A 13,363-nucleotide genomic window follows, 5' to 3' on the forward strand; every position below is an offset into this window, starting at 1 on the left:
GATATGTCTTCTATGAAAGGCATGAATCACGATATGTCTTCTATGAAAGGCATGAATCACGATATGTCTTCTATGAAAGGTATGAATCATGATATGCCGATGAATAGCGCTACTGTTAAGTCGGCTTCAGACAAGAATGATAATACCGTATTTGGATGGGCAAATGCTTCAACACCCGTTGGTCAAAAAGCACTCCAGTATAGTGATTTACAATCTTTAAACCCTCAACCAGATACTCGTGCCCCTGAACGTGAAATGGAAATCCGTCTTGGTGGGAATATGGAGCGCTACATTTGGACAATTAATGGTAAGAAGTTTAATGAAACAGAACCATTCAAAGTGAAATATGGGGAACGTATACGCTTGAAATTTGTGAATGACAGTATGATGGCTCACCCAATGCACTTGCACGGTATGTTTATGCAGCTTGAAAATGGTCAAGATCCAAGTAATATGCCAAATAAACACACGATCATTGTGCCACCAGGGAAAACAGTTACAACTTTACTTACTGCTGATGAATTAGGTGAATGGGCTATCCACTGCCATTTGTTATATCACATGGCAGCTGGAATGATGAACAAACTCATTGTGGCAAATGTAGATAGCAATGATGTTGATTCAAAAAGTATCGTTGCCCAACCCCATGCAAATGATAAGGGAGTGAATCAACATGCAAACCACTAAAAAACTTTTTTCAAAAACACTTTTATCAGTTGCTTTAATTGGTTTAGCAGGTATGGCATTTGCTAATGATAATTCGACTGAAAATCTAAATAAGAGTACGTCAAGTATGAATGTGCTTTTAAAAGAAGCTGGAGGATTAGGCTATGTTGAACGTAATGCTGCTCAAAGTACTTCAAAAGGCAAATTAGCTCTTAGCCAAAATCATGATAAACATCTGAACGAGCATGGTGGGCAGATTTACCAAACAACTAAATTTTCCAATGAGTGGATAGTTGATAAAGATGGTAAAGGCAGTTTAGGTTCGAGTTTCGAAACATTGATTGGAACAGATGAAAATCGAATGTTTGTTGAAGCTAATATGAATAAAGCGGAGAGTAATGACCCCAAATATGATGTATCAGCTCTTTACAGTAGAAATGTTGCAGCATTTTGGGATGTACAAGCTGGTCTAAGATACAGCGAGGATAAAAATAACAAGAACAGCGATCGAGTCGATGGTGTTGTTGGTATATTAGGTCTTGCTCCTTATTTCTTTGAGACCAAAGCTTACCTTTATGGTGGAAAAGACAACTTCTGGGGAGCTAGTTTTGATTTCGACCGTGATTTATTACTCACTCAAAAGTTGATTACTCAGCCATATATTGAAGCAGATGTTGTCTTTAATGATAATTCCGACTTTGCATCAAGGACGGGATTGTCAGAATTGAAGACAGGTATTAAAACTCGTTATGAGATTAGCAAACGTATTAGACCATTTGTTGATATAGCTTATCAATATGAGAAAGGACAAAAATCAACTCCTTTTCAAGAAGCTACAGATTCTGAAAAGGGGTGGTTATACGGGGCAGGTATTGAATTAGTTTTCTAAATATTTCATTAAGAATGAATAATGGTGATATTCCATTGTTCATTCTTAATTATTTTAAACTTACGGATAACCCTTCAAGTACTTTACAAGAGTTAATTTCCAAAAAACCAGAGCATTTACTTCTTAAATCAGAAAGTTGTTGCTTAAGCTGAATCTGTTTTTGGATATTTTGTTCTAATTGATGAATATGTTTATCAACTAAGATGTTAATAGAATTACAGTTTCCACAAGGTTTGTCTTTGTATGCTAATAAAATTTTAATTTCGTCCAAGCTCATATTCAAAGTTCGGCAATTAAGAATAAATAGAAGCCGCTCTAAGTGGTCTTTGTTATAAAGTCGATAATTAGCTTCCGAACGATTAGGGGCTAGTAATAAAGCTTCTTTTTCATAAAATCGTATTGTAACAACAGGGCAACCAGATAGCTGGGATAATTCACCAATTTTTAAGTTCATTTCAAGTCACCTAATCTATTGACTCTATAGTAGCTATAGGGATTTTAATATGCAATACGTGAAGATATGACTATAGGCACATCAATGAGTGGTTGCGGTTGTAATCAAGAAAGTTCTTGTGAAGACACTAAGCAAAAACAAAATGAATCAGAAACAGATTCTTGTAAGAGTAAAGGTTTAGCTACTGAAAAAAGTAAGAGTTCTTGTTGTGGTAACGAAGTACAACATGGACCTAACCCTGATGAAAAAGATACCTGCGGTAGTAACCAGCAATGTTCTACGCAGTCGAATTCATGTTGTGGTTCGGATTCGATAACTTCACCTGAAACGATTCGGGGGAGTAAAGATACTGCGACTTTCATCAGTGACTATAACATCCCGAAAATGGATTGCTCCGCAGAGGAACAAATGGTTCGGATGACTTTATCTTCATTAGTAGATGTTAAGAGGCTGGTATTTGATTTGCCAAAACGAAACCTAAAAGTTCTGCATAATGGTGAAAATAATGAAATCACTGCAAAACTTGAAGCTCTTGGATTTGGAGCAAAATTAAATAAAACTGAAGCTTATGAAAATAAAGAGCAAGCACAAGAAGCCAGTACTTTTCTGATTCCAAAGATGGATTGTTCGGCAGAAGAGCAAATGGTCAAAATGGCTCTTTCTCCCATGCATGAAGTTAAAGGTTTATCATTTGATTTGGCACAAAGACAGTTAGTTGTTTTCCATACAAATGGGATTAATGAAATTACCACAAAACTTGAAGCCCTAGGTTTTGGTGCAAAGCTCGTGGAAACAGTAAAAGCCACTGGGGAATTGCCTGAAACACCAGATCCGACTAAGCAGGCGAAAGTCCTTAAATTATTACTAGCGATTAATGGTGTTCTTTTTTTTATTGAGTTCATAAGTGGAATTATTGCCGCATCGACGGGGCTCATTGCGGACTCTCTTGATATGTTTGCTGATGCGGCCGTTTACGGTATAGCACTTTACGCGGTAGGGAAAGCGGCTAAATACCAATTAAAAGCAGCTCATTTTGCAGGATGGATTCAACTTTTATTAGCTTTGATCGTTATTATTGATGTTGTCAGACGTTTCATGTTCGGTAGTGAACCAGAGTCAGATTTGATGATCATTATTGGCTTCTTAGCACTTATTGCCAATGTGACGTGCTTGTATCTCATTTCTGGGCATAGAGATGGCGGAGCCCATATGAAAGCGAGTTGGATCTTTTCAGCTAATGACGTAATAGTAAATATGGGGGTTATTTTAGCAGGTGTGCTTGTCGCATGGACTGGTTCAGCTTACCCAGATTTGATTATTGGTATTCTTGTTTCACTGTTTGTACTGAATGGCGCTCGAAAAATTTTGGCGTTGAAGTAGGGTGCTGACAATGAATTTATTTCAAGTAAAGCAAGACCAGACTGTAAAAATCATTGATCTTAAAAAGGGTGAACAGTATCAAGATAAAAATGATCCTGTTCTGGAGCGTTTAGAACTGCTGGGCTTTAGAGTAGGTGAATCCTTACAAGTGCTTGCGAAAGGGCTTTTTGGTGGTGATCCTGTGTTGGTTCAAATCGAAACCTCGCGTTTCGCCTTAAGAAAAAATGAAGCAGAACGAATTTTTGTAGAGATTACCAATGGACACTAAAAATATTGCACTTGTTGGTAATCCTAATTGCGGTAAAACATCACTTTTTAACACCCTCACAGGGACTCGTCAAAAAGTTGCAAATTATGCTGGGGTAACGGTAGAACGGAAAGAGGGATTTTTTAAACTGCCATCTGGTGATACCGTTCGAGTACTGGATTTACCTGGGACTTACAGTTTAAAGCCAAGTAGTTTAGATGAAGAAGTAACTAGAGCAGTCTGTTTTGGCGAGTTAAAAGGTGAAGTTATACCTGATATTTTTGTATGTGTTGTGGATGCTACGAATCTTCATCTTCATTTAAGTCTTGTACTTGAAGTCAGAGCTTTAAACAGACCAATGTTACTTGTTCTTAACATGATGGATGAGGTTAGAAAACGTGGTATCTCGATTGACACATCAAAATTATCTCAGCTCTTAGGTATTCCTGTTGTTGAATCGATAGCTGTAAAGACAAAAGGGATTCAGGGTTTATTAACGCAGTTAGACCAAAAAAATTTGTTTATTTCCCCTTATCATTCTGATCTAAATCATTTCGACCAAATCAAAGATATTACAAAACAGGTCATATTGAAGAATGATAATGGTGATAAACGAACGGCTTTCTTAGACAAAATATTCTTACATCCATTTTTTGGATTATTAATATTGACCTTTACCATGTTTGTAATGTTTCAGGCTGTTTTCATTTGGGCACAACCCTTCATTGCATTTATTGAAAATTCGATTACATGGTTTAGTGGGGCTGTTGGACCTTTAATTTCGCACCAACTTCTAAGAAGTTTGATTGTTGACGGTGTGATTGCGGGTGCAGGTAGTGTGCTTGCCTATATGCCTCAAATTCTTATTTTATTTTTCTTTATTTTAGTTTTAGAGGAATCAGGTTACTTACCTAGAGCTGCCTTTTTGTTGGATAAACTGATGTCTAAAGCAGGCTTAAGTGGGCGTTCATTTATTCCGTTGCTTTCAAGCTTTGCCTGTGCCATCCCAGGAATTATGGCAACACGGAGTATCAGTTCTGAAAGAGATCGTTTGGCAACGATTATGATTGCACCTTTGATGACGTGTTCTGCACGATTACCTGTATATGCTTTGCTGATCGCTGCATTCATTCCAAACAAGTTGGTTTATGGTTGGCTCAGTTTACAAGGTCTAGTTCTGTTCGGGCTTTACATGTCAGGAATCGTATCCGCTTTATTGGTTTCTTTATTCCTGAAATTAGTAAGAAAAGATAAAACTGAAAGTATTTTCATTTTTGAATTACCTACATACCGTATTCCAGATGTTCGAAATGTAGCTTTGGGGCTTTATGATAGAGCGACTATATTCTTAAAAAGAGTTGGTGGAATTATTGTCGCACTTTCTATTTTATTATGGTTCTTGGTAACGTTCCCATTACCACCTGATAACCCAACAATGCCACCAATCAATTATAGTATTGCTGGACAGTTAGGACATCTAATCCATCCAATATTTGCTCCGATTGGATTTACGTGGGAAATTTGTATTGCTTTGATTCCTGCCATGGCAGCTCGTGAAGTGATTATTGCTGCATTAGGGGTAATCTATGCAATGTCTGGTGATGAGAATGCAGTTACCCAAACCTTATTATCTCAAATATCGGGTCCTGATGGATGGGGACTAGCGACAGGGATGTCACTATTGGTTTGGTTTATCTTTGCTCCACATTGTTTAGCAACATTGGCAACTATCAGAAGAGAAACAGGGAGTTGGAAACAGCCAACCATAATGGCCATCTATCTTTTCTCGTTGGCCTACTTATTCTCTTTCATAACTTATCAAGTTGTGAGTCGTTTTTAATCTAGAGCATGGTTGTTGATTCATATCAACAACCATGCTCTTGTCTAAGTAATTATTTAAATTAATTATAGGATTGTTATTTTACTAAGAATCTGTAAAACTAAAAAAGCTTAAATTTTGGTCATGACATTATGCACTGGTTAAAAACATGCCTTTCGCTGTTTTTATCATTTGCTATCCTCATCGTAGGATCGGCAGCAGCAGCTGCATCTGTACATAGTCCATGTTTAATGTCATCTCAAGATATGCAACCCATGCAAATGATGAATTCTGAAGATCATGAAAAAGCAAGTGCTATGCACATGGATTGTATGAAAGCTGAACTAAAGATTAAGAAGCAATTACATGATCCATCATGTATGTCTAAGCAAGATTGTATTATGTCATTTTCTAAAATTGCATATACATCTACAGCACTAGGTGTTTTGCAATCTATGGTTTCTTCCCCTGTGGAACAGTCTGCTTTTTCTCCATTAAATCAAAATTTCACCTCATCTGATCCTTCCAATTTATGGAAGCCCCCACGCTCTAACTAATTTGATAATTCTTCGTCATTCATAGCATTTTTTATGGATGTTCTGCGCGTGCGCGTGTATATCATTTTAGAGCTAAAAATATGAAATTTTATAAAGAAAAGCTATCTCGCAGGGTGAGATGGCCGATAGGTGTGATCTGTTTTTCTCTAGTCTATGGTCAAGTCTATGCCCAGCCACTGACTTTGGATACAGCTTTGAAGCTTGCTGAGCAATATGCTCCAACTTTAAGAGTAAATAGTGCCCAAATTGAAGGGGCTGAGAATGTAGTTTTAGCTTCAGGTATTTTACCCAACCCTAAATTATTTGTCGGTTTGGAGAATTATCCTATATCTGGTGATGCGTCATGGTCAGTCACACAAGATGGCATGACCATGCAGAAAATTGGCGTTATGCAAGATTTTCCAAACCGCGCCAAAAGACAAGCCGAGGTCGAGTTAGCAAAAGCTGAATTGGGTTCAGTCACTGCTCAAACTGAGATTCTACGTATTGAGTTACGTCAAAAAGTTGCATCTGCTTGGTTTAAACGTTTTTATCTTGAGCGTAAATTGGCGCTATACGATGAACTGTTTTCAGAGAATCGATTACTTTCTCAGATGACCCAAACACAGGTCACCTCTGGTCGGACAATGGTTGCTGATGCACTTGATCCAAAACAAGAAGCCACGGTATTGCTTGACCAGAAGGATGATTTGCTTCGTGATTTAAATAAAGCCAAGCTAGAGTTGCATCGCTTGATCAGTGCAGAGCCTACCGAAAACCTTACTCAAATTGAAACCTTACCTGACCAAGCTCCATCCATCCATCTTGATACATCAAAGCTGTATCATCACTTGCATCAGCATCCTGAATTAAAAGCTTTTCAGGCTGAAAAGAAAACTGCTGAAGCAAAATTGAAACAAGCTCAAGCTTTACAAAAGCCTGATTGGGGGATTGAGCTTGCATACCGGCATCGTGCCCCAGAGTTTGGCGATATGATCGGTGTACAACTGACAACTGAGCTTCCTGTATTTTCAAAAAAACGTAGTGGTCCCCTCATTCAGGCAGCTTTAGCCGAACAAAACCGGATCATTGCCGATCAAGAAGTTCAATACCGTGAATATCTCACCATGCTGGATGATGGGTTATCTGATCTTGATGCGCTTGATCAGCAAATTAGACGTGCAATGCAAATAAGTATTCCACTCGCTAAACAAAAAGTGGGTTTACAGTTGGCAAGCTACCAAGCTGGTAAAAGCAATTTGTCCAATGTCATTACTGCCCGGCAAGCTCTTTTAGAACAACAGCTGCGACTTATTGATCTTCAACAACAACAAGCAATTACAACAGCACAACTTTATTTTGCCTTTGAAGAGCCGACCTTAAACCATGCTGAGGAGCAGCTATAATGTTAAGAAATAAATTGGCAATGACTGTCATGGGAGTTGCCACAATTAGTCTTGTCGTAGGTGGCGGTGCCGGATATTGGTTTGCTCATCAGGAAGAGGGTTCTCAATCGGCATTGGTAAGCCAGAAGCAGGATGCTAAAGTGCTTTATTGGTACGATCCAATGAAACCAGAACATCATTTTGATAAGCCAGGCAAGTCTCCTTTTATGGACATGCAACTGGTACCTAAATATGCAGACGAAAATACTGCGATGACGGATGAAAGTCGTCCTACAGTCAAAATAGATCCATCTCTTCAACAAAATTTAGCCATCCGTTACGGCACTGTTGAACAGGCTGTAATTGGAAATGCCATGTTTACTAATGGCATATTACAAGCAAATGAACGGCAAACAGCTATTTTACAAACTAGAGCAAGTGGCTTTGTTCAGCGAGTGTATGGGCATGCTGTTGGAGATATGGTGACCGAAGGAAGCCCTATAGCTGATATTTCAATACCCGAATGGACTGGAGAGCAAACTGAATTTTTAGCTGTGCTCCGTACTGGAGATCGTTCCCTTATTCAAGCAAGCCGTCAACGTTTGCAGCTTTTAGGAATACCACAAAATGTGATTCATCAAGTTGAGCGAACTCGTCGAGTGCAATCTAATATAACTTTGCAAGCTCCCATTAGTGGATTTATTGATTCACTAGAAGTCCGCAATGGTATGGCTTTGGCTATGGGACAAACCTTGGCCACAATTAAAGGTATCAACCCGATTTGGCTAGAGGCAGCCGTTCCTGAAAGACAAATTGCTGGAATCAAACGAGGTATGAGTGTAGAAGCCAATTTTGCTGCTTTTTCTAAAAAAGTAACTGGCAAAGTTATCGACATTTTGCCTACCTTAGATACAACATCAAGAACTATTAAAGTTCGGATTGAATTACCAAATCCTAGTGGTCAACTTAAGCCAGGGATGTTTGCTTCTGTCAATATAATAAATAATCCCCAAAGCAGTTTGGTTATACCAGAGCAAGCTGTTATACGGACAGGTACTCGGAATGTTGTCATTGTAGGGCATGAGCAAGGACGTTTTGAACCTGTTGTTGTACAGTTAGGTCAAAGTGATGGCAATAAAATTGCAGTCCTGCAAGGGTTGAAAGCTGGTCAGAAAGTAGTGATTTCAGGACAATTTCTGATTGATTCTGAAGCAAATTTGCAAGGCGTATTGGATAAGCTGAATACTGGAAAATCTATTACCCCCTCTCAAGCAGTTAAGACATCAAAATATCAAGGCATTGGAAAAGTTGAAAAAGTCACAGCTCAGGAAGTTACTATTTCACATCAGGCTATTCCTGAGTTGGGTTGGGGTGCTATGACCATGAGCTTTAAACAGCCCGTACAACCATTTACCCGAATTCAGCAAGGTGACCAGGTCAACTTTAGTTTTACAAAAGTTGGAGATGCTTACGTTATTTCTGACATTTCCAAGATGTCTATGGCATCTTTGAAGAACTAACGGGAGAACTATTATGATCGCTCGTATTATTCGTTTTTCAATTGCGAATCGCATATTTGTTTTGTTGGCAGCTTTAGTTTTGGCAGCTTGGGGAACTTGGGCTGTAAAGAATACACCGGTTGATGCTTTGCCAGATTTGTCTGATGTACAAGTGATTGTCCGAACTAATTTTCCCGGTCAGGCACCACAAATTGTTGAAAATCAGGTGACCTATCCTTTAACAACAACCATGTTATCGGTGCCCGGTGTTAAAACTGTTCGCGGTTATTCTTTTTTTGGTGATTCATTTGTATATGTCATTTTTGATGAACATACCGATCTTTATTGGGCCCGTTCTCGTGTATTGGAATACCTAAACCAGATTCAGGGAAAAATGCCTGCGAATGCAAAATCGTCGTTAGGACCCGATGCTACTGGAGTTGGCTGGGTTTATGAATATGCATTAGTTGATCCAACAGGACAACATGACCTTGCACAACTGAGAAGCATACAAGACTGGTTTTTAAAGTATGAACTAAAGACATTACCTAATGTGGCTGAAGTTGCCACGATTGGGGGCATGGTTAAGCAATATCAAGTTGTCTTAGACCCAAGCAAAATGGCGGCTTTAGGTGTTACACAAAACAATGTCATTGAGGCGATTCAAAAGGCTAATCAGGAAACTGGTGGTTCAGTCCTTGAAATGGCTGAAACGGAATATATGGTACGAGCTTCTGGTTATTTAAAAACTTTAGATGATTTTCGCCAGATTCCACTACGAACAAATAGTTTGGGTGTTCCTGTTTCTTTAGGTGATGTTGCAACAATTCAACTCGGACCGGAAATGCGTCGTGGTATCACTGAGCTGAATGGACAAGGTGAAACTGTTGGTGGTGTTGTGATTTTACGGGCTGGTAAGAATGCACGTGAAACGATTACTGCTGTGAAAGCGAAACTGGCTGAATTGCAACAAAGTTTACCGAAAGGAGTGCAGGTTGTTCCTGTATATGATCGCAGTAAACTGATTGATCGGGCAGTCGAGAATCTCAGTCATAAATTAATTGAAGAATTTATTGTCGTGGCTTTAGTCTGTGGACTTTTCCTCTGGCATTTACGATCAGCAATGGTAGCTATTGTTTCTTTACCACTTGGGATTTTGTCGGCTTTCTTAGTCATGTACTATCAGGGCCTAAATGCCAATATCATGTCACTGGGGGGGATTGCCATTGCTATTGGCGCTATGGTTGATGCAGCGGTTGTGATGATTGAAAATGCACATAAGCATATAGAGACTTGGCAGCATGAACATCCCAATCAAGTATTAGAAACTCAAGCACGCTGGAATATTATTGCCCGTTCCGCCAGTGAAGTTGGTCCTGCTTTATTTTTCTGCTTACTTATCATTACCTTATCTTTTATTCCTATTTTTACTTTACAGGCGCAAGAAGGACGTTTGTTCTCGCCTCTGGCGTTTACCAAAACCTATGCCATGGCAGCGGCAGCTGGTTTATCCATTACCCTGATTCCTGTTTTGATGGGTTATTGGATCCGCGGGAAATTACCCTCAGAACAGCGTAATCCATTGAACCGTTTCCTCATCAAAATATACCGACCTATGTTGGATCAGGTTTTAGCTCATCCAAAGACCACTTTATTTGGTGCGTTGCTAATTTTCCTTATTAGTCTTTTACCTTTAACTCGATTAGGTGGAGAATTTCTACCGAATATGGATGAAGGTGATTTACTGTATATGCCTTCAGCTTTACCAGGATTGTCCGCAGCTAAGGCCTCAGAACTGTTACAGCAAACAGATCGAATGATTAAAACGGTTCCAGAAGTTGCGACAGTATTTGGTAAAGCAGGGAGAGCTGAGTCAGCAACAGACCCTGCGCCTTTAGTAATGTTTGAAACCACGATTCAGTTCAAACCACGGTCTGAATGGCGCTCAGGTATGACACCTGACAAATTAGTAAAAGAACTGGATGAAGCAGTTCAAGTACCGGGTTTAACGAATATTTGGGTGCCACCTATTCGTAACCGGATTGATATGTTGGCAACTGGGGTGAAAAGTCCAATCGGGATTAAGATTTCAGCAAATGATCTGCAAGATATTGATCGGGTAGCACAGCAAATTGAACAAGTGGCTAAACAGGTGCCCGGAGTTAGCTCGGCTTTGGCTGAACGACTCACAGGTGGTCGATATGTTGATGTCGATATTAACCGTATGCAGGCTGCACGATATGGCCTCAATATCAACGATGTGCAGCAAATTGTATCATCTGCGATTGGCGGGGAAAATATTGGTGAAACTGTTGAGGGATTAGCAAGATATCCTATTAATGTACGTTATCCACGAGAGATTCGAGACTCATTGGAAGCTTTGAGAAATTTACCGATTGTAACTGAATCTGGACAACAAATTGTATTAAGTAGTGTTGCCAATATTCAAATTACAGATGGCCCTCCAATGCTAAAAAGTGAGAATGCTCGCCCAAGCGGTTGGGTTTATGTAGACGTACAGGGACGTGACTTAGCTTCGGTTGTGCAAGATTTGAAGCAGTCTATTGATCAAAAAGTAAAACGCTCCTCTGCCATGAGCATTAGCTATACAGGGCAATTTGAGTTTATGGAACGTGCTAATGCGCGTTTAAAAGTCATCATTCCAATTACATTGATGATTATTTTTCTACTGCTCTATTTGATTTTTAGACAAGTACAAGATGCAGTTCTGATTATGGCAACGCTACCTTTTGCTTTGATTGGTGGTATATGGGCCATGTATTTGAGCGGTTTTCACTTTTCAGTTGCGATTGCAGTTGGTTTTATCGCACTTGCAGGTGTTGCTGCTGAGTTTGGTGTAGTCATGTTGTTCTATTTGAAGCAAGCAGTTGAACATGCACAGCAAAACCTATCTTCTTCAACGACATCCTTAACGGAGCAACAACTCAATGATGCAATCCGAACAGGAGCAGTACTACGCGTTCGTCCTAAAGCCATGACGGTTGCCGTCATTTTGGCAGGCTTAATTCCTATACTTTTAGGGACTGGGACAGGTTCTGAATTGATGAGCCGTATTGCTTTACCTATGGTTGGGGGCATGATTTCAGCTCCTCTACTGTCAATGTTTGTTATCCCGGCTGTATATCAGCTTTTAATCAAAAGAAAACTATCAACACATTGATCGTTTTATTATTTCGTCTAAAGAGGTTTTATTATGTTGAAATTCATGAAAATTATTGCTCTTGTTACCACTATTGCTGCATTAAGCGCATGTAGTAAAAATGAAGCATCAGAGCAGAAGAAAGCAGACGCACCTATGGAGCAGATGAATAAGGAGTCTTCTACCGCTACAACGGCTCAAGCCGTTGGGGTGATTACTGCTATTGATACGAATGAAAATATTTTAACACTCGACCATGAAGCAATTCCTGCGATTAATTGGCCAGCAATGAAGATGGGCTTTAAAGTTGCTGACCCATCCTTATTAAATGGTTTAACTGTAGGAGATAAAGTTGACTTTGAATTAAAAGCAGATGGTGAAATTTACACAATCGTAAGTGTTAAACCAGAAAACAAGTAATGTCAAAAGTATAACTAATATCAAGAGTACAGAGCCTGTAAAAAAATCTGTGTAATTCCCTTTAAAACGAATGCTTCAGCCATCTAAGGCTGAAGCATTCGTTTTATGATGTCTAGTTAAAGTGTGTACAACAGAATTCAGTCCAATCAGCCATTAAACCTTTACGTTTTTCAAGGTACCCTCCACGTAAGTAAGAAGCTTCAACTTCATCGGGAAGTTTATGGGCAAGTACATGCTCACAAACTTCCCGTGAATAATCCGTTTTATCGGCTGACCAATCACGGAATGTAGAGTGGAAACCATGTGTCGTGATCACTCTGTTTTGTTTTGGATCTATCTAGCCTAAGCCATTTTGTTTATACATGTATTTTATAAATGTAGTCACAGACATATCCGAAAGCAAATATCGGTAACTGTCAGCTTAGGTTTGAGCTAATACAAATTATTTAAAATCTCCAGTCAGCCAATATCCTAACTTCATACGCATTTATTTTTTTCATTTATATTCTCTTCAGTCTTCCAACTGTCAACAATGTCAGCCCAATCTTGCATCATTTTCCGTCTTTGTTTTAGATGCTTAGAATGATTATAAGAGGCTTTAGTTTTATTAGATTCAGCATGTGCTAATTGTTTCTCTATCCACGCTTCTTCATAATCTTTTTCATATAGTAAGGTTGATGCTGTGGCTCTAAAATCATGAGTAGTTACATCTTTAAGACCGATATACTCCAACATGCTATTTAAAGTTGATGGTGAAAGCATCCCGCTACTCTTTTTGCTAAAAATAGCAGGGAACACCAAAATGCTATCACCTGATATTTCATACTGCTGCCGCAAAACCTTATATGCCTGATCTGAAATTGGCAATACATGGATTCTAGCTTTCTTCATCACTTCTATTGGAAATG

Annotated in this window: 12 protein-coding genes and 1 pseudogene; 10 read left to right on the forward strand and 3 right to left on the reverse strand. The window is 39.1% G+C overall.

The genetic code is table 11. From position 1 onward, the window contains the following. Positions 1-687, forward strand: a 687-nt coding sequence (locus HMPREF0023_RS09425) for a multicopper oxidase domain-containing protein (RefSeq protein ID WP_005214811.1), incomplete at its 5' end; no start/stop codon positions are given. Further along, complete coding sequence (locus HMPREF0023_RS09430; RefSeq protein WP_005091419.1) at positions 674-1,555, forward strand: copper resistance protein B; 882 nt, start codon at positions 674-676, stop codon at positions 1,553-1,555. The genes HMPREF0023_RS09425 and HMPREF0023_RS09430, both read left to right, overlap by 14 nt. 49 nt (positions 1,556-1,604) lie before the next feature. Here the strand turns inward: HMPREF0023_RS09430 and cadR are convergent, their stop codons facing one another. Continuing rightward, positions 1,605-2,009 carry a Cd(II)/Pb(II)-responsive transcriptional regulator gene (gene cadR / locus HMPREF0023_RS09435; RefSeq protein WP_004880426.1) on the reverse strand — a complete coding sequence of 135 codons (405 nt, stop codon included), beginning with the start codon at positions 2,007-2,009 and terminating at the stop codon, positions 1,605-1,607. An 84-nt stretch (positions 2,010-2,093) separates the two neighbouring features. Here cadR and HMPREF0023_RS09440 point away from each other — a divergent pair, with 84 nt between their 5' ends. The 8 genes from HMPREF0023_RS09440 to HMPREF0023_RS09475 all read left to right on the forward strand — a co-directional run bounded on the left by HMPREF0023_RS09440 (position 2,094) and on the right by HMPREF0023_RS09475 (position 12,455). Next, positions 2,094-3,389, forward strand: a complete 1,296-nt coding sequence (locus HMPREF0023_RS09440) for a cation transporter (protein WP_005091417.1) — start codon at positions 2,094-2,096, stop codon at positions 3,387-3,389. A gap of 10 nt (positions 3,390-3,399) precedes the next feature. Next, complete coding sequence (locus HMPREF0023_RS09445; protein WP_004699719.1) at positions 3,400-3,657, forward strand: FeoA family protein; 258 nt, start codon at positions 3,400-3,402, stop codon at positions 3,655-3,657. Continuing rightward, positions 3,647-5,476 carry a ferrous iron transporter B gene (feoB, locus tag HMPREF0023_RS09450; protein WP_005091414.1) on the forward strand — a complete coding sequence of 610 codons (1,830 nt, stop codon included), beginning with the start codon at positions 3,647-3,649 and terminating at the stop codon, positions 5,474-5,476. The genes HMPREF0023_RS09445 and feoB overlap by 11 nt, the downstream gene beginning before the upstream one ends. A gap of 131 nt (positions 5,477-5,607) precedes the next feature. Beyond that, a complete protein-coding gene (locus HMPREF0023_RS09455; RefSeq protein WP_005091410.1) occupies positions 5,608-6,012 on the forward strand; it encodes a hypothetical protein in 405 nt (134 codons plus the stop codon). Positions 6,013-6,092: 80 nt separating this feature from the next. Beyond that, the gene (locus HMPREF0023_RS09460; RefSeq protein WP_005091408.1) at positions 6,093-7,397 is read left to right on the forward strand and encodes a TolC family protein; all 1,305 of its coding nucleotides are present in this window, start codon (positions 6,093-6,095) and stop codon (positions 7,395-7,397) included. Continuing rightward, positions 7,397-8,896, forward strand: coding sequence for an efflux RND transporter periplasmic adaptor subunit (locus HMPREF0023_RS09465; RefSeq protein ID WP_005091405.1), 1,500 nt, complete (start codon positions 7,397-7,399; stop codon positions 8,894-8,896). The genes HMPREF0023_RS09460 and HMPREF0023_RS09465 overlap by 1 nt, the downstream gene beginning before the upstream one ends. A gap of 13 nt (positions 8,897-8,909) precedes the next feature. After that, on the forward strand, positions 8,910-12,056 hold the full coding sequence (locus tag HMPREF0023_RS09470) for an efflux RND transporter permease subunit (protein WP_005091403.1): 3,147 nt from the start codon (positions 8,910-8,912) through the stop codon (positions 12,054-12,056). Positions 12,057-12,089: 33 nt separating this feature from the next. After that, on the forward strand, positions 12,090-12,455 hold the full coding sequence (locus HMPREF0023_RS09475; RefSeq protein WP_005091401.1) for a copper-binding protein: 366 nt from the start codon (positions 12,090-12,092) through the stop codon (positions 12,453-12,455). Between the two features lie 112 nt (positions 12,456-12,567). Here the strand turns inward: HMPREF0023_RS09475 and HMPREF0023_RS16305 are convergent. Together HMPREF0023_RS16305 and HMPREF0023_RS09480 are read right to left on the reverse strand one after the other, a co-directional pair. Further along, positions 12,568-12,858 (reverse strand): annotated as a pseudogene (locus HMPREF0023_RS16305) (integrase); the annotation flags it as partial. Between the two features lie 74 nt (positions 12,859-12,932). Then, a partial coding sequence (locus HMPREF0023_RS09480) for a tyrosine-type recombinase/integrase (protein WP_008941973.1) occupies positions 12,933-13,363 on the reverse strand: 431 nt, incomplete at its 5' end.

The sequence above is a fragment of the Acinetobacter sp. ATCC 27244 genome (genome assembly GCF_000156555.1).
In the GTDB taxonomy this organism is placed as follows: domain Bacteria; phylum Pseudomonadota; class Gammaproteobacteria; order Pseudomonadales; family Moraxellaceae; genus Acinetobacter; species Acinetobacter haemolyticus.

Bases quoted from the DNA above. Each gene is read 5' to 3' on its own strand.
- HMPREF0023_RS09430 (WP_005091419.1), top strand. From the start codon at position 674: ATGCAAACCACTAAAAAACTTTTTTCAAAAACACTTTTATCAGTTGCT.
- cadR (WP_004880426.1), bottom strand. From the start codon at position 2,009: ATGAACTTAAAAATTGGTGAATTATCCCAGCTATCTGGTTGCCCTGTT.
- HMPREF0023_RS09440 (WP_005091417.1), top strand. From the start codon at position 2,094: ATGAGTGGTTGCGGTTGTAATCAAGAAAGTTCTTGTGAAGACACTAAG.
- HMPREF0023_RS09445 (WP_004699719.1), top strand. From the start codon at position 3,400: ATGAATTTATTTCAAGTAAAGCAAGACCAGACTGTAAAAATCATTGAT.
- feoB (WP_005091414.1), top strand. From the start codon at position 3,647: ATGGACACTAAAAATATTGCACTTGTTGGTAATCCTAATTGCGGTAAA.
- HMPREF0023_RS09455 (WP_005091410.1), top strand. From the start codon at position 5,608: ATGCACTGGTTAAAAACATGCCTTTCGCTGTTTTTATCATTTGCTATC.
- HMPREF0023_RS09460 (WP_005091408.1), top strand. From the start codon at position 6,093: ATGAAATTTTATAAAGAAAAGCTATCTCGCAGGGTGAGATGGCCGATA.
- HMPREF0023_RS09465 (WP_005091405.1), top strand. From the start codon at position 7,397: ATGTTAAGAAATAAATTGGCAATGACTGTCATGGGAGTTGCCACAATT.
- HMPREF0023_RS09470 (WP_005091403.1), top strand. From the start codon at position 8,910: ATGATCGCTCGTATTATTCGTTTTTCAATTGCGAATCGCATATTTGTT.
- HMPREF0023_RS09475 (WP_005091401.1), top strand. From the start codon at position 12,090: ATGTTGAAATTCATGAAAATTATTGCTCTTGTTACCACTATTGCTGCA.